Annotated in this window: 16 protein-coding genes and 2 pseudogenes; 9 read left to right on the top strand and 9 right to left on the bottom strand. The window is 75.0% G+C overall.

The window, feature by feature from the left end:
- Positions 1-26: 26 nt before the first annotated feature.
- Genes ACZ6AQ_RS27420 through ACZ6AQ_RS27410 form a run of 3 tightly spaced genes read left to right on the top strand, consistent with a single transcriptional unit; the run spans position 27 to position 2,853 of the window.
- On the top strand, positions 27-1,292 hold the full coding sequence (locus ACZ6AQ_RS27420) for an MFS transporter (protein WP_468763287.1): 1,266 nt from the start codon (positions 27-29) through the stop codon (positions 1,290-1,292).
- Positions 1,289-2,437, top strand: coding sequence for a GNAT family N-acetyltransferase (locus ACZ6AQ_RS27415; RefSeq protein WP_468763285.1), 1,149 nt, complete (start codon positions 1,289-1,291; stop codon positions 2,435-2,437). Before ACZ6AQ_RS27420 ends, ACZ6AQ_RS27415 begins: the two co-directional genes overlap by 4 nt.
- The gene (locus ACZ6AQ_RS27410) at positions 2,434-2,853 is read left to right on the top strand and encodes a thioesterase family protein (protein WP_388697931.1); all 420 of its coding nucleotides are present in this window, start codon (positions 2,434-2,436) and stop codon (positions 2,851-2,853) included. The genes ACZ6AQ_RS27415 and ACZ6AQ_RS27410 overlap by 4 nt, the downstream gene beginning before the upstream one ends.
- A gap of 74 nt (positions 2,854-2,927) precedes the next feature.
- On the opposite strand, the gene ACZ6AQ_RS27405 is transcribed toward ACZ6AQ_RS27410, so the two are convergent.
- A complete protein-coding gene (locus ACZ6AQ_RS27405; RefSeq protein ID WP_468763283.1) occupies positions 2,928-3,668 on the bottom strand; it encodes a 3-keto-5-aminohexanoate cleavage protein in 741 nt (246 codons plus the stop codon).
- Between the two features lie 328 nt (positions 3,669-3,996).
- On the opposite strand from ACZ6AQ_RS27405, the gene ACZ6AQ_RS27400 reads away from it, so the two are divergent.
- Entirely contained in the window at positions 3,997-5,226 is a 1,230-nt protein-coding gene (locus tag ACZ6AQ_RS27400; RefSeq protein WP_468763281.1) for an ATP-grasp domain-containing protein, read from the top strand.
- Positions 5,227-5,325: 99 nt separating this feature from the next.
- Here the strand turns inward: ACZ6AQ_RS27400 and ACZ6AQ_RS27395 are convergent, their stop codons facing one another.
- Entirely contained in the window at positions 5,326-5,874 is a 549-nt protein-coding gene (locus ACZ6AQ_RS27395) for a flavoprotein (RefSeq protein ID WP_468763279.1), read from the bottom strand.
- Between the two features lie 418 nt (positions 5,875-6,292).
- On the opposite strand from ACZ6AQ_RS27395, the gene ACZ6AQ_RS27390 reads away from it, so the two are divergent.
- From ACZ6AQ_RS27390 to ACZ6AQ_RS27380, 3 genes are all read left to right on the top strand, one after another.
- Positions 6,293-6,832: a lytic transglycosylase domain-containing protein gene (locus ACZ6AQ_RS27390; protein WP_468763278.1), complete on the top strand. Its 540-nt coding sequence runs from the start codon at positions 6,293-6,295 to the stop codon at positions 6,830-6,832.
- 107 nt (positions 6,833-6,939) lie between these two features.
- Positions 6,940-7,230 carry a hypothetical protein gene (locus ACZ6AQ_RS27385; RefSeq protein WP_388697915.1) on the top strand — a complete coding sequence of 97 codons (291 nt, stop codon included), beginning with the start codon at positions 6,940-6,942 and terminating at the stop codon, positions 7,228-7,230.
- Between the two features lie 30 nt (positions 7,231-7,260).
- Entirely contained in the window at positions 7,261-7,569 is a 309-nt protein-coding gene (locus ACZ6AQ_RS27380) for a hypothetical protein (RefSeq protein ID WP_468763276.1), read from the top strand.
- A 123-nt stretch (positions 7,570-7,692) separates the two neighbouring features.
- On the opposite strand, the gene ACZ6AQ_RS27375 is transcribed toward ACZ6AQ_RS27380, so the two are convergent.
- The gene (locus ACZ6AQ_RS27375) at positions 7,693-8,505 is read right to left on the bottom strand and encodes a GbsR/MarR family transcriptional regulator (RefSeq protein WP_468763274.1); all 813 of its coding nucleotides are present in this window, start codon (positions 8,503-8,505) and stop codon (positions 7,693-7,695) included.
- A gap of 222 nt (positions 8,506-8,727) precedes the next feature.
- Between ACZ6AQ_RS27375 and ACZ6AQ_RS27370 the strand changes: the two genes are divergently transcribed.
- Complete coding sequence (locus ACZ6AQ_RS27370; RefSeq protein WP_468763368.1) at positions 8,728-9,390, top strand: DUF4097 family beta strand repeat-containing protein; 663 nt, start codon at positions 8,728-8,730, stop codon at positions 9,388-9,390.
- Between the two features lie 113 nt (positions 9,391-9,503).
- Here the strand turns inward: ACZ6AQ_RS27370 and ACZ6AQ_RS27365 are convergent.
- The 4 genes and pseudogenes from ACZ6AQ_RS27365 to ACZ6AQ_RS27350 form a co-directional block, all read right to left on the bottom strand.
- Positions 9,504-10,191: pseudogene (locus ACZ6AQ_RS27365) on the bottom strand (ROK family protein); the annotation flags it as partial.
- 26 nt (positions 10,192-10,217) lie between these two features.
- Positions 10,218-10,955, bottom strand: a complete 738-nt coding sequence (locus tag ACZ6AQ_RS27360; RefSeq protein ID WP_468763273.1) for a dienelactone hydrolase family protein — start codon at positions 10,953-10,955, stop codon at positions 10,218-10,220.
- A 253-nt stretch (positions 10,956-11,208) separates the two neighbouring features.
- Positions 11,209-11,484, bottom strand: a complete 276-nt coding sequence (locus tag ACZ6AQ_RS27355; protein ID WP_468763271.1) for a hypothetical protein — start codon at positions 11,482-11,484, stop codon at positions 11,209-11,211.
- Positions 11,447-11,680, bottom strand: a complete 234-nt coding sequence (locus tag ACZ6AQ_RS27350) for a hypothetical protein (protein ID WP_468763269.1) — start codon at positions 11,678-11,680, stop codon at positions 11,447-11,449. Before ACZ6AQ_RS27350 ends, ACZ6AQ_RS27355 begins: the two co-directional genes overlap by 38 nt.
- A 143-nt stretch (positions 11,681-11,823) precedes the next feature.
- Here ACZ6AQ_RS27350 and ACZ6AQ_RS27345 point away from each other — a divergent pair.
- Positions 11,824-12,015 (top strand): annotated as a pseudogene (locus tag ACZ6AQ_RS27345) (hypothetical protein); the annotation flags it as partial.
- Between the two features lie 152 nt (positions 12,016-12,167).
- Here the strand turns inward: ACZ6AQ_RS27345 and ACZ6AQ_RS27340 are convergent.
- Positions 12,168-13,112, bottom strand: coding sequence for an aldo/keto reductase (locus ACZ6AQ_RS27340; RefSeq protein WP_468763268.1), 945 nt, complete (start codon positions 13,110-13,112; stop codon positions 12,168-12,170).
- Positions 13,113-13,203: 91 nt separating this feature from the next.
- Positions 13,204-14,142: an adenosine kinase gene (locus ACZ6AQ_RS27335; protein ID WP_468763266.1), complete on the bottom strand. Its 939-nt coding sequence runs from the start codon at positions 14,140-14,142 to the stop codon at positions 13,204-13,206.
- Between the last annotated feature and the right edge of the window lie 149 nt (positions 14,143-14,291).

The raw sequence follows: 14,291 nt of genomic DNA, 5'->3' as shown, positions 1-14,291 counted from the left end.
CCGCGCACGCACGGAACGAGGAGCCGATGACCGCGACATCAACCGATCCCGCCGTCCCCTCGCGGACATCCCTGGGGCGCCCCTTCTTCTGGTTGTGGAACGCGTGCGCGGGCTCGAACCTGGCGGACGGCGTCTACCAGGTCGCCCTGCCGGCCACCGCCGTCCACCTGGGCGGCGGTGCCGACGGCGTCGCCCTCGTGGCCGCCATGTCCCGCCTCCCGTGGCTGCTCTTCGCCCTCTTTTCCGGGCTGCTCGTCGACCGGTACGACGAACGACGGCTGATGCGCGTCGTCAACACCGGGCGCGTCCTCGTCCTCGGCGCCGTCGCCCTGCTGCTGGCCCTGGGGGAGGGGAGCGTCCCCCTGCTCGCCGCCGCCGCGTTCCTCCTCGGCATCGGCGAGACCGTCTTCGACACCGCCTTCCACACCACCACCCCCGGCCTGGTCGAGCCCTCCCAGCTCGAACGCGCCAACGCGCGCCTCCAGGCCGCCGAGATCACCACCAACCAGATGGCCGGCCCGCCGCTCGGCGGCCTGCTCCTCGGGCTGACCGCCGCGCTCGCCTTCGGCGCCACCGCCGTCCTCTACCTCGCCACCGTGCTGGCCCTCCTGGCGCTCCCGGCTCCGGACGGCCGGACCCCGCCGGCCGCGACGCCCGGCCGCACCGGCGTCCTGCGCGACATCCGCGCCGGACTCTCCTTCCTCGTCGGCCACCGCACCCTCCTCGTCTACGCCCTGGGCGTGGGCGCGCTCAACCTGGCCTGGGCCGCGGTCTACGCGGCCCTGCCGGTCCTCGCCCTGCGGCCCGGCCCCCTCGGACTGAGCCCCTCCGCCTACGGGACCCTGCTGATGATCGCCGGTGTCAGCGGGCTCGCCGTCGGACTGCTGTCCGCCAAGGCCACCGCCCGGCTCGGCACGCGCCCCTGCATGGCCCTGGGGCTGGCGGGCATGGCCGTCGGCTTCCTCCTGCCGGGGCTCGTGCTCACGACGGCCTCGCTGGGCGTCGGACTGGGCTGCACCGGCCTGCTCGTCCTGATCAACGTGGTGACCGTCTCGTACCGCCAGCGCACCGTCCCGCAGGAGATGCTCGGCCGGGTCACCTCGGCCTACCGCCTGATCGCCTTCGGCTGCCTGCCCCTGGGCTCGGCCCTCGCCGGCGTGGTCGGCAGCCACGCCGGCTCGCGACCGGTGCTCCTCGTGGCCGGCTGCCTCGTCCTCGCGGCGGCGGTCCCGATGGTCCTCGCCACGCCCCGTCCGGCTCCGGCCCCGACTGAAGTCACGGAGACAGAGTGAACGTCACGCTCACCCGCACCGGCGGAACACACGTCGACGCGGTCCTCACCCCCCGGACGCTCGACCACCCCCTGGTACGCGACTGCCCCCACCTGTACTGCGGCCCCCGCTGGCTCCGCGTCGAGGAACAGGCCCACCCCGGCGACGCGTTCTACACCTGGGCGCGCACCGGGGACTCGACCGCCTTCGCCCCCGCGTACGGCTTCGACCGCACCAGCAACCCCTGGCCCTTCGCCCGCCCCGACCTCTTCCTGGCCGACGCGACGGGAACCGGTGGGGGCCACGAGGCCCTGCTGCCCGCCTTCACCGTCGGCGGGCGCCGCCCCGGACGCAGCAAGTTCTGCACCGCGGGCTCCGTCCGGCAGCGCGCCCGGACCCTGACCCTGCTCCTGGAGGCCGCCGCCGAAGGGGCCGCCGCCCGCGGCGCCGCCTGCCTGGCCGCCCTGTACTGCCCGCCCGGGGACGCCGACCTCGTCGCCGCCTTCCGCGCCCACGGCGGCGTCAGGTTCCCCTCCCACGGCGCCAACATCCTCGGCCTGCCCGGCGACGGCCTGCCGGACTGGATGGCCTCACTGCCCCGCAAGCAGCGCGCCAAGGAGAAGGCCGACCTGCGCAAACTCGACGAGGCGGGCGTCGAGTTCACCGTCTCCCCGCTGCGGGAGCCCGACATCGACCGGATCGTCCCCCTGGAGCTGGGCCTCTACGACAAGTACGGCCACGCGTACGCCCGGGAGGAGGCCGTGGCCCTCCACCGCGCCTACCTCGACCACCTGGGGGACGACGCCCTGCTCGTACGCGCCCGCCGCGACGGCGCCGACCTCGGGTTCGTCTCCCTCGTCCGCCACGGACCCCGGCTCCACGTCCGCCAGGCCGGATTCCATCCGCAGGCCGGCGACAGCGGCCCGGTCTACTTCGGGGCCGCCCTGCACGAGCCCGTCCGATGGGCCTACGCCCACGGCGTCCGCCACCTCGACCTGTCCGTCGGCTCGGACGCCGTCAAACGGCGCCGCGGCGCGCGGACGCACCCGCGCGACGCCTGGTTCGTCCCGCTCACCGAAGCCGCCCGCCGGCACCTGCGCCACCTCACGGAACGCGCCGGCAAGGACCCCGTCCCCACCCCTGCGACAGCGAAGGCGACGACATGACCACCTCCACGACCCGCGCCACGACCGACCCGTCCTCCCTGGTGGGGACGGTCGCCCGCATCACCCACACCGTCACGGACGAGGACGCCGCCACCCGCTGGGGCAACGACCTGCCGGTGCTCGCCACCCCGGTCCTGCTGTGGCTGAGCGAGATCGCCGCCATGAAGGTCGTCGAACAGGCCGTCGGCGAGGGCGACATGACCGTGGGGCTCGCGCACGACTCGGGTCACCTCGCGCCCACGCCCGTCGGGGACGAGGTCACCGTCTCGGCCACCCTGACCCGCGTCGACGGCCGTGAACTCGTCTTCGACGTCGAGGCCCGGGACTCCGAGGCCGTCGTCCTGCGCGGCCGCCACACCCGGGCCCTCATCGACCGGAAGCGGTTCGTCGCCCGGATCGACCGCCGCCGCGGCTGACCGCCGCGCGACGGGGGCCGGGGCCGGCCGGTGTCTCCCGGACACCGGCCGGCCCCGGCCCCCGTTCCGCCCCCTCAGCGCGCGGAACGGGCCCCGCTCCGCCGCAGGATGCCCAGAGCGGCCTCCACGAGGGGCGCGTTTCCCCCGGCCGGTGAACCGTCCGGAAGGAACAGCACGTCCTCCAGGCCGATGCGGGTGTCCAGGCCCAGCTCGGCGGCGGTCTCCAGGACGGGCCACGCCGTCGCGTCGTCGCCGTGCAGCAGGATCGGCGCCGGTGTCGCCGCCGACAGGCGCCGGACCATCTCCCGGGCCGTGTCCGCCGCCCGGTCGGCGGGCGTGTCCGTGATCTCGGCCAGCACGCGCAGGACGCGGCCGGCGAACGGGGACGCGAGGAAGGCGCGCGGCCCGTCGGTACCGGAGAAGAGCCCGGCCTCGACGCCGACGCCCCGGTCCTCCAGCGTCCGCGCGACCAGACCGGCCCCCTCCTCGTGCCAGTTGACCGACGCGTGGTCGGGCAGCGTCGTCCAGGACTCGACGAGCCGGGCCCGGCGCGCGGGGTCGCTCTCGATCCACGCGCCCGTGGTCACCCCGACGCGGACCCCGGGCCCGACGGCCTCGCGAACGGCCTGGAGCACGTCGTGGACCACCACCGGGTTCAGCGTGTCCCGGCCCCGCCCGTCCCTGGGGTGCAGATGGACGTCCTCGGCCCCCGCGCCGACCGCCCGCCGAGCCTCGGCCGCCAGTTCCCCTGCGGTGGTTCCCAGCCCGGGGCCCTCGTCGGGCCGGCGCGTTCCGTTGAGACAGACTTGCAGCATGCGTGGCACTCTGGCACGCCCCGGTCCGGCGGCGGCGACGTACACGCCGAAAGCTCCACGGGCCGGGGCGCGACGGCGCCCCTCCCGCTTCCACTTCCGGCACGTCCACTTCAGGAAGCGTCCCCGCGCGCATGATCCGCGCGCCGCCGGTCAGCCGACCGGGCGCCGACAGTGGCAGCTTCAGAGAGGAACGCCATGCAGCGCGTGACGACACAGAAGGACCGGCCGCCCGTGGAAACGCCCCGCCCGGCCGCACCCACCGCGCGGCCCGGGGCGGAAGGGCCCGGAACCGCGCGGACCCCCGACCAGCGCCCGGACGGGAGCTGACGTGCTGACGGACATCGTCGTACAGAACGTCGCGTCCTTCCGGATCGACCCCGCCGTCCTGGCCCGCCCCCACCGCCGCACCGTCCTGGTCACCAGTCCGACGCAGCACCAGAAGCTCCTCAAGCGCAACCGCGCGGACGTCTTCGACCGCGTGATCGTCCACGAGGACTTCAGCCCGTCCGGCATCGCCCGCTGCGTGACGGCGGTGCGCGACGCCCTGCCCCCGGGCGACCGCGACGGCGTGCGCCTGCTGTGCCACGACGAGTACGCGCTCGGCGCCGTGGCCGAGGCGCGCCTCCTGGCCGGCGTGCCGGGCGACCGCCCGGAGCAGGTGGCCCCGTTCGTCGACAAACTGGCGATGAAGGCCGCCCTGGCGGACGCGGGCGTACGGCTGCCGAGACACCGCGAGTGGTCCGCCGCCGACTACCACCGCGACCCCGAACGGTACGCCGCCGGGCTGGGCGACGACCTCGGCTGGCCGGTGTTCGTGAAACCGCTCGACGAGTCCGGCAGCGTCGGCACCGCCGTCCTGCGCGACGCCGCCGCCCTGCACGCCTGGGCCCGGGAGGCCGGCGAACGCCGTTTCGAGCTGGACGAGTACCTCGACGGCGACCTCTTCCACGTGGACACCACCGTCCGGGACGGAGAGATCCTCCACGCGAAGGCCAACAGGTACCTGCACCCCTGCTACGACTACCTGAAGGGCCGTCTCTGCGCCTCCTGGACGCTGCCCGACGACCGGCCGGAGGCCGAGGCCCTCAAGGAGTTCAACCGGCGGGTCCTCGAAGCCTTCCGCGACAAGCCGCGCGACGGCGTCTTCCACCACGAGGTCTTCCGCCGCCCCGACGGCGAACTGGTCTTCCTGGAGATCGCGTCCCGCGCCCCGGCGGCGCTCGTGCCCTCCACCCACCGCATCGCCTGGGGGGTGGACATCGAGGAGTCCCACTTCCGGCTCCAGCGCGGGGAACGTCCCCTCGCCCCGGAGGCCACGGGGCTGCACGCGGCCTGGGCGTACTTCCCCAAGCGCGCGGGCACCGTCGTGGACCTCCGGACCGCCCGGCTGCGCAGCGACCACCACTGGCAGTGGAACGTCGAGACGGGCCGGACCACGGAGGCGCCCCGCGACATCCGGGACTTCAGCGCCGCCGTACTGCTGTGGAACTCCGACCACGACGCTCTCCTGGAGGACCTGCGCACCCTCGACGCCCACCGGGCGGTGCTCACCGCCTGACCCCCTCCGGGGCCGCCGTGCCGCTCTCCGGGCGCACCCGTCCGCGCCCGGGGAACGGCCCCGCGCCCGGGGCGGGACGGGGCGCCTCCTGACCGCCCGTCAGGAAGCGGGGCGCAGGACGTCCGCGACGGCGTCGAGCGCGGCCCGCCAGGGGTAGGCGTCCGGCTCCTCCCGCCCGGACGGACGGGGAGCGGGCGCCTCCTCGCCGTGGAGGACCCGCACCCCGGCGCCGCGCAGGGTCTCGACCGACCGCTCGAACTGCGGGTGCGCGACGTGCGCGGGGGTCACGCACGGCACCGCCGCCATGGGGACGCCCTTCCCGATGCCCTCGGCGACCACGCCCACGAGCCACTTGTCCGTGATGCCCAGGGCCCACTGGTTGACCGTGCCGAACGTGGCCGGCGCCACGAGTATCGCGTCCGGTTCCGGCCACACCTCCGGCTCGCCGGGAAGCGCGTGGTCCCAGCGCACGGGGTGACCGGTGAGCGCGGCGAGGCCGTCGAGGGAGCCGGCGAGCCAGTGCGCGGCCCTCGGCGTCAGTCCGAGGCACACGTCCCAGCCGTCGGCCTGTGCCTCTTCGACGACCCGGGCGATGTCGAAGACGGGCGGGGCGGCGCTGCTGAACAGGTACAAGGTCCGGATGTTCATGAACCCCATCCGATCACACGGGTGCGCCGCCGGTCGTCGCCCCACCCGCCCGGTGATCACGAGGACACCGCCCGCCGGACGGGCGGAGCGGCGCCCTCTCGGTCCGCCGGGCGGCGGCGGACGGGGACGGAGGGGCCGGCCGCCGCGTCGCCACGGCAGACCGACGGCGGCCGGCGGGGTGCCCGGGGCGAGGAGGGCGAGGTCCCACCAGACCTGGCCGGTTCCGCCGCCGTACGGCCGGGCCTCCGGAACGACGGGGGCGGCGAGACGGATTGAGACCGGGCGGCACGGGCACGCGCTCCCCGGAACGAGAAAGTCCCGCCTTCACGGGCGGCGAGCAACGGGAGAGAAACGGGTGAGGATGGCCGAGCGACCGACGGCGTCGAAGCGACGGACCCGGACGGCGGACCGGGGTGACGTGCGAACGCCACCGCTGCGCCCCGGCGACTACGACCCGGCCGACTACGCCCCGTCCGTGGTGCGCAGCGCCGAGGAGGCGGGGGTCTCGCCCCTGCTGGTGATGACCGTGCTCCACAACGAGGCGTACAAGCCGCACCACCCGCTCCTGGAGCGGCTGTGGCAGTGGTGGAAACCCGGGGCCTCCTTCGGGCTGGCCAACATGCACCGCGCGGCGTTCGAGCAGGTCCGCCGGGCGCACGGCCTGTCGGAGCGGTGGAAGGACCTCCGCGACGACCCGGCCCTCGCCATCCACGCGGCCGCCCTGCACCTGAAGGACCTCGACCGGAGCCTCCCGGAGCGGCACGCGCGCCGCTACACCCGCGACGAACTGCTCGCCCTCGGCTACAACACGGGCGAGCACAACATGCGGGCCTTCGCCCGGGGCGTCCCGCCCGGTCCCATGGCACGGTCGTACCTGCGCCGTTTCCGCGCGTACCGGACCAGGGCCGCCGAGGTCCTGGCGGAGCACCGGGAGCGGAACGACGCCGTGGCCGGCTGACCGGGGGAGCGGGCCCGTCCCGGCGGCGGGCGAGGCCGCCGGGATGGACCCGGAAACACCGGGCCGCACCACTGGTGGATCGCGCCGATCGGGGTACACGGGTCCGCATGGCACCGAAGACCGACGACCTCATGTCCCTGCGGGCGGCGCGGCAGCTGCGCCGGGTCCGCGCCTTCTACGCGGCGGGCGTCCTGCTGTGGGCGGCCGCCGCGGCCTGGACGGGATGGGCCCATCCCGGGACCCGGCAGATGTGGATCTCCACGCTCCTGCTGGCCGTCTTCGCCGGGCTGCTCTGCACGGTCTCCCTGTGGCTGCGCCGCCTCCGGACCGCCACCGGGAGCCCGGCCCGCCGCGCCGCACCGCGACGCGTGAGCGCTCCCCGCCACGCGAACGCCTGACCCCGGACCGCGCCCACGGGAGGACGCACCATGACCACATTCGTCATCACCGTTCCGGGAACGTTCGTCTCCGGGATCACCGGTTCCGAGCGTTCGGCTCTGGAACGGGGACTGGCCCCCCGGCACACCGACGTGAGCGAGAGCGAGGGCGTGAACCTCCTCACCGTGAACGAGGACGGCACCTTCTCGATCCGCCTGGAGGTCGAGGCCACGGACCGGTACGAGGCCGAACTGGACGCCACGAAGCTCGTCTCGGCCGCGCTGCGGGCGGCGGGAATCGCGGAATCCGGTGCTCCGCTCGGTCCGCCGGCCGTCACCGGCATCGACAACGACCTCTGATCCCGGCCTCCGGCCTCCGGGACGAGCGGCCCGGTGGCACGCCACCGGGCCGCGAACCGTTTCACGACGCAACCGATGCCCCGCCCGCCTCCCGGCGGGACGGCCCGGTCCGGCCGTCGCCGCTCACGGGCGCCGAACGGCGGCGCCGCCCCGCGTCCCCGGAGCGTCCGCCGGGGCTTCCCGTCCGCGCTCCGGGTCCGGGCCGGTGATGCCGTCCGGCGCCGCCGCGGGCCGCGTGGAGAGGACTTCGCGGGCCTGTTCGGCGGCGCGCGCGAGACTTTCGGCGACGTAGTCGAGGAAACGCGCGACGTTCTCCAGACGGACGGCCGCCGGGGTGCCGGAGCCGAGGACGGCGACGCCCTCCCGTGCCACCTCGACCTGCCGGACGAGGGAGTGGACGCTGGCCGTCATCGACTGGTACCAGAGGTCGCCGTCGACGGCGTAACGCTCGCGGCGGCCCTCGGCGCGCTCCCTGCGGACGAGGGTCTGGCCCTCCAGGAAGGCGATCGACTTGGAGACGGTTGCCGGGCTGACCCGAAGGCGTTCGGCGAGTTCGGACGCGGTCAGGCTGCCGGCGTCGGTCATCATCAGGGCGACCATCACCCGGGCCGCCATCCTGGGCAGGCCCGCCTCCACCATGACCGTGGTGAACGACTCCTCGTACGCGCGGACGGCCCCCGGGTCGCGTCCGTGCGGCTGCGGACCGGTCCGCGCGGACCGGTCCGGGGTGGGCCCGCGCCGCCGGGCGCGCTGTTCCGTGGCGCGGTGGGCCAGGTCCGCGCGGTACCCGGCCGGCCCGCCGTTGCGCATGACCTCGCGCGTGATCGTCGAGGTCGGCCGGCCGAGGCCCCTCGCGATCTCCGCGTAGGCGAGGCCGTCGGCCAGCCCCAGCGCGATCTGCTGACGGTCCTTCTGGGTGAGCCTGCCTCCCGGCATCCGGGCCTCCTTCGTCCTCCTGGAGCTCCCAGCATAGCGTTCACTCTCCTTTCATTGCAACGAGCACGCTGCCTGACGTTGCGTTAAATGGCAGCCCGATGCAACGATTCAGCGCATCTGATCTGCGGTTATGGCATTCCCCTGTAATCGATGCGTTGCCAACTGTGTGAACGCAACGTAGCTTTTCCCATGTCAGAAACGACAAGCCGCAAGGAGAACACCATGCAGACGTTCGACACCCCCGCCCCGATCGCCGTCGTCCTCGACATCCCCGCCGGGCGCGTCCAGGTCATCGCCGCCGACCGGGCCGACACCGTGGTCGAAGTCCTGCCCGCGAACCCCTCCAGGGGCCGTGACGTCAAGGCCGCGGAGCAGACCACGGTCGGGTACGCCGACGGCGTCCTGCGGATCGGGGTGCCGGTGAGGAACCAGTCCCTCGGTCCCTCCGGTTCCGTCGAGGTCACCGTCCGGCTGCCCGCCGGTTCCCGGGTCGAGGGGAAGGCGGCCGCCACCGAGTTCCGGGGCGTCGGACGCCTCGGCGACGTCGTCTTCGACGGCGCGTACCGGCGGACCAAGATCGACGAGGCGGAGAGCGTCCGCCTCACCGCCACCGACGGCGACATCGAGGTCGGCCGGCTGAACGGCCCCGCGGAGATCGGCACCCGGCGGGGCGACATCCGGATCGCCGAGGCCGTACGCGGTACGGTCACGCTCCGCACCGACCAGGGCGACATCTCGGTCGCCGCGGCCCGCGGGGTCTCGGCCTCGCTGGACGCCGGCACCGGCCACGGCCGCGTCGGCAACGACCTGAGGAACGACGGCGCCGCCACCCTGGACATCCACGCGACCACCGCCTACGGCGACGTCACCGCCCGCAGCCTCTGACGTGCCGCCGCGACACCGGGGGAGGGGCCGCGCCGGACCCGCAGGGGGAGGGCGGCGGAAGGGGAGGGGGAGGGCGGCGGAAGGGGAGGGCGGCGGAAGGGGAGGGGCGTGCCTCAGGCGTGCCGGCCGGCCGCCCCCACCGGATCGTCCAGCAGGGCCCGTACCACCAGTGCGCCGCTCCCAGCGGGGGGCCTCGCGGGCCGAGCCGGGAGACCGACACCGGGCAGGCCCGCCCGGCCGTCCGCCCATCCAGCTCCTCCCGCAGGGACGGCAGCAGCCAGGGGGCGAGAGCGGCCGGCGCGCCGCCCAGCACGACGGCCTCGGGGTCGAACAGGTTGACCGCCCCGGTGAGCGCGATGCCCAGCGCCTCGCCGGCCCCCTCCAGGGCCCGCCGCACCGCCCGGTCGCCGGCGGCGGCCCGTTCGGCGAGCAGGCCCTCGCGGGCGTCCGGTTCCCGCCGGCCGCCCGCAGCACCGCCCTCTCGCCGGCGTACTGCTCCAGGCAGCCACGACCGCCGCAGCCGCAGGCCGGCCCGTCCGGGCGGACCGGCACGTGCCCCAGCCCACCCGCGAGACCGCGGGCCCCGCGCAGCAGGTGCCCGTCCACGACCACCGCCGCGCCGATGCCGGCCCCGGCGGAGACGTGCAGGAAGGTCCTCGGCGTGTCCGTGCCCAGCCACAACTCCGCCAGACCGCCGAAGCGGGCCTCGTTGTCCACGACCAGGGGGAGGTCCCCGGGAAGCAGGGGGCCGAGGTCGGCATCGCGCCAGCCCAGGTCCGGGGCGTGGACGACGGTGCGCCCACCCGGCACCGGGCCGTCCGCCGGGGTCACGCCTCCGGATCCTCCGTCAGGGGCAGGCACTCGGCGAGCAGGCCGACGACGTCGCGCCAGGCACGCCGCGCGTGCCGGGGGTGGTGACCGACGCCGGGGACCGTGGGATGGTCGACCGGCGGGTGGTGGAAGGCGTGCAGGGCGCCCCCGTAGACCGTGAGGCGCCAGTCGACGCCCGCGGCCCGCATCTCGGCGGTGAACGCGTCCCGTTGCGCGGGCGGCATGATCGGGTCCTCCGACCCGACGCCGGCCCACACCGGGCAGCGGATGCGCGCAGCCTCGCCCGGTCGGCCCGTGGTCAGCGCGTTGACCGTCCCGATCGCGCGCAGGTCGACGCCGTCGCGCCCGAGTTCCAGCGCGACGGCGCCCCCGGTGCCGTAACCGACGGCGGCGATCCGGTCGGGGTCGGCCCGCGGTTCGGTGCGCAGCACGTCGAGTGCCGCACGGCCGATGCCCCGCATCCGGCCGGGGTCGGCGAGCAGCGGCAGGCAACGGGCCAGCATCTCCTCGGGATCGCCCAGATAGCGCCCGCCGTGAAGGTCGAAGGCCAGCGCCACGTATCCCATCCCGGCGAGGGCATCGGCCCGGCGACGCTCGACGTCGCCGAGCCCCATGCCCTCCGGTCCGAGCAGCACCGCGGGCCGGCGGCCGGCACCGGCCGGGAGGGCGAGGTGCCCGACCATCGTCAAACCGTCGGCCGGGTACTCGACCGTACGCGTCGTGATCGTCGTCATGGGACGGGACCGTAGGGAAGGTCGAGCCCGGTTCGCCCGGTGTTCCGCCACCGGCGGAACGGCGGGCGTGCCCCTCCGGCCGTCTCGCTCTCCCGTCCTGCTTTTCCGTCCCGGGGCGGCTCGCGCTCCGAGCGGGAGCGGACGTCGACGCCCGGAGGCGTTCTCGGCCGCCGTCGACGAGGCGTTCCGCGAACTCGGGCGAGAAGACGCCCGCCCTGAACTGCGGGCCCTGCGCGGCGAGGTGCTGGTCGGCTTACCGGAACATGCCGAAGCGGGTCTCCCGTTCCTCCGGGGTGAGGCGGTTCCCCTCCGCGTCGGCCGCGCCGCCGCCGGAGGCGCCACCGCGGTCACGGCCGGGGATGTCGTAGGCGACGGGCGCGGGCAGTTGTCCGGCGGCCGTGGCCTTGGTGACGCAGTCGTCGACGACGGGGAGGTGTCGCCCGCCGCCCCTGCCGGGATCGCGGTCCGGGGGACGGGCCGCCGCCGGGACGTCAGGAGTGCCGCCGGTCCCGGCGGCCGTAGCTGTCACTTGCGGTCGGCAGGTAGTTGTGTACGGCCCAGGCGTTGTAGGACGTCCGGTCCTGCTGGGCCTGGAGCCGCGCCCGCTCTTCCCGGAGGAGGCCCTCCGCCGTCTCCGTCCGGTTCCCGCCGCGGCGGAGAACCACCACGAACGACAGCGCGCCGAGACCGAAGACGACTCCGAACAGGGCCAGGAGAGCGGTCATGTGTTCCCCCTCGTCGTTTTCCGCAGGGTACTTCAAGGAGCGCGGTCGGAGCAGGGGGCAGAGGTGCCGACGCGTCACAGGTCCGCCCGCCGGGCTCCGCCCCTCCCGAAGGAAGCGACCATGACCACTACAACTCGCCGCAGTGGTTCCTGGAGAACGACAACCGCTCCTGGGGATCGGCCGGCTACGAGGTCCAGAAGCTCTTCACGAACAACACCGGCGACCGGGTCGTGCCGAGCCGCGCCTCCGGAACCCCGGCCGTCTCCGGACCGATCACGGGCGCGGTGGGCCTGTCCACCTGGGCCACCGAGGACACCCTGGTCACCGCGGGCGACGCGGGCTGGCAGGAGAGGAAGCCCAGCCGCTTCTCGCTCCCGGCCGGCTCGTCACCGTCCGGCGGAACACCGCGGGCGCCCTGCTCGCGGCGACGGGCGTGAGCGGTACGGCCACGCGCTGACCCGCCGGCCCGGGCGCGACCGGAGCGGCCTCAGGGGAGCGGCGCGCCGCGTGCCGCCGTCCACAGCTCGTACCACTCCTCGTGCCCGAGGGCGGGTGCCCGCGAGACGGCGTCGCGGCAGGCGCGGACGCGCTCGGGACGCGAGGTGCCGATCACCGGCACGATTCCGGCGGGATGGCGCTGGAGCCACCACAGCACGACGGTCTCCGAGGTGGTGCCCGCGGCCCGCGCGAGCCGGTCCACGAGCGCGGCGGCCGGGCCGGACCCCGGGTCGGAGAAGCGGCCGCCGGCGAGCGCGCCCCACGCCTGGAGTTCCATGCCCTGCTCCAGGCAGTACTCCACCGTGCCCGCGGGGAAGCCGACACCGGCGCCCGCCGGGGTGTTGACGAGCACGCCCTCCTCGACCCAGTCCCGGCGGTGCAGACTCATCTCCAGCTGGTTGACGGTCAGCGGCAGGTCCAGGAAGGACCGCAGGCGCGCGATCTGGGCGGCGTGCATGTTCGACACGCCGAAGCGGCGGACCATGCCCTGCCGGTGCAGGGAGGCGAGTGCGGCGGCCAGCTCCTCCGGATCGGCCAGCGGATCGGGCCGGTGCAGCAGCAGGACGTCGACGTGGTCCGTCCGCAGCCGGGTGAGACTCTCCTCCACCCGGCGCAGCACGCTCGGACCGCGCAGGTCGTACAGGCCGGGCCGGCCGTCCTCGGGGAGCCGGATGCCGCACTTGGTCTGGAGGGTGATCCGTTCGCGCAGTCCCGGCGCCCGGGACAGCACCTCGCCGAAGACGGCCTCCGACTTGCCGTACCGGTAGATGTCCGCGTGGTCGAACACCGTGATGCCGATGTCGAGGGCCGCCCCGACGGCCGCCTCGGCGCGGGCGACGTCCGCGGCCGCGTACGGGAGGGTGTCCCAGCCGCCGCCGAGACCCATGCATCCGTACACCAGGCGTCCTCCACCGGCGGCGGGTGGTTCCGTCATGTTCTGCCGCTCCTCGTCCTCGTCCTTGTCGTGGTTCTTGTCGTGGTTCTTGTCGTGGTCGTGGTCGTGGGCCGTGGCCCGGTGCGGCCGCTCACGCCCCGGCCTCCGCGCCGCTCCGCCGGCCGGTGAGCGCGGCGGCCTCGTCGAGGAGGGCCGCGCGGCCGATGGCCTCGCTCGCGGTGGCCGGCACGGTGCAGGCGTACGCCCCGGCGACGGCGCCGTACAGGGCGCACCGCGCGGGGGGTTCGCCGTTGAGGCGGCCGTAGAGGAAACCGGCGGCATAGGCGTCGCCCGCGCCGTTGGAGTCGACGACCGGTGCGCGGGGGGCGACCGCCGGGACGTGGTCGAACGTGCCGTCGGACGTCAGCAGGTAGGAGCCCTCGGCGCCGGCGGTGGCGACGACCACCTCGGCCCGGCCCCGTTCCAGGACGCGCCGCATGGTCCGTTCGTGGTCGGCCAGGGCGGTGGTGGAGACGAAGACCACGTCCGCGCCGAGGGCGAACGCCTCGTGGTAGGGGTTCTCGCCGTCCCAGTTGTGCAGGTCCGTGGAGACGCTGAGGCCGGCCTCGCGCAGCAGGGGCAGGGCGAAGGCGCACGGGTGGGTGATCGAGACGTGCGCGTGACGGCTGACCGAGGCCAGCCCGCGCACCAGCTCCTCGGGGAACCGGTCGGACTCCCGCGAGCGGCTGTCGTCGTAGAGGGAGAGACGGCGCCCCTCGGGGTCGACCAGGTTGACGGCCCGCTTCGTCCCGCCGGGCAGGGGCACCTCCGTGAAGCCGATGCCCCGGTCGCGGTGGAAGGCGCGGACGAGGTCCCCGGACGGGTCGTCGCCGACCATGTCGACGTGGTGGGTGCGCAACCCCAGGGAGTGCAGGCCCAGCGCCACGAAGTCCCCGGTCTGGCCCGCGCGGGTCTCGATGCCGGGCCGGATCATGTAGCTGTCGGCGTAGGGGAGCGGGAGCGCGGGAACGTACACGATCGTGTCGACGCCCGATCCGCCCAGGACGAGGACGTCGTACTCGCTGCTCATGGCTGTTCCTCTCGCGAAGGGGCCGCGACTGCCGCCGGTCACCGGCGAGTCAAGCAGTCGGCCGATCAAGTCCGCAAAGTGTTGCCGTGTGTTTCGGCAAGCCGTTGCGGCCGGGGCGTGGGATCCCCGGAGGGCGGCCGGACGTACGG

Source organism: Streptomyces sp. NPDC041191, assembly GCF_055591945.1.
Note: the sequence above shows the minus strand (reverse complement) of the source record. Positions and strands in the feature narration are given on the sequence as shown.

Coding starts and splice junctions, on each gene's coding strand:
- ACZ6AQ_RS27395 (WP_468763279.1), bottom strand. CDS start 5,874: ATGAACATCCGGACCTTGTACCTGTTCAGCAGCGCCGCCCCGCCCGTC.
- ACZ6AQ_RS27380 (WP_468763276.1), top strand. CDS start 7,261: ATGACCACATTCGTCATCACCGTTCCGGGAACGTTCGTCTCCGGGATC.
- ACZ6AQ_RS27350 (WP_468763269.1), bottom strand. CDS start 11,680: ATGACCGCTCTCCTGGCCCTGTTCGGAGTCGTCTTCGGTCTCGGCGCG.
- ACZ6AQ_RS27360 (WP_468763273.1), bottom strand. CDS start 10,955: ATGACGACGATCACGACGCGTACGGTCGAGTACCCGGCCGACGGTTTG.
- ACZ6AQ_RS27405 (WP_468763283.1), bottom strand. CDS start 3,668: ATGCTGCAAGTCTGTCTCAACGGAACGCGCCGGCCCGACGAGGGCCCC.
- ACZ6AQ_RS27370 (WP_468763368.1), top strand. CDS start 8,728: ATGCAGACGTTCGACACCCCCGCCCCGATCGCCGTCGTCCTCGACATC.
- ACZ6AQ_RS27410 (WP_388697931.1), top strand. CDS start 2,434: ATGACCACCTCCACGACCCGCGCCACGACCGACCCGTCCTCCCTGGTG.
- ACZ6AQ_RS27375 (WP_468763274.1), bottom strand. CDS start 8,505: ATGCCGGGAGGCAGGCTCACCCAGAAGGACCGTCAGCAGATCGCGCTG.
- ACZ6AQ_RS27385 (WP_388697915.1), top strand. CDS start 6,940: ATGGCACCGAAGACCGACGACCTCATGTCCCTGCGGGCGGCGCGGCAG.
- ACZ6AQ_RS27420 (WP_468763287.1), top strand. CDS start 27: ATGACCGCGACATCAACCGATCCCGCCGTCCCCTCGCGGACATCCCTG.
- ACZ6AQ_RS27340 (WP_468763268.1), bottom strand. CDS start 13,112: ATGACGGAACCACCCGCCGCCGGTGGAGGACGCCTGGTGTACGGATGC.
- ACZ6AQ_RS27335 (WP_468763266.1), bottom strand. CDS start 14,142: ATGAGCAGCGAGTACGACGTCCTCGTCCTGGGCGGATCGGGCGTCGAC.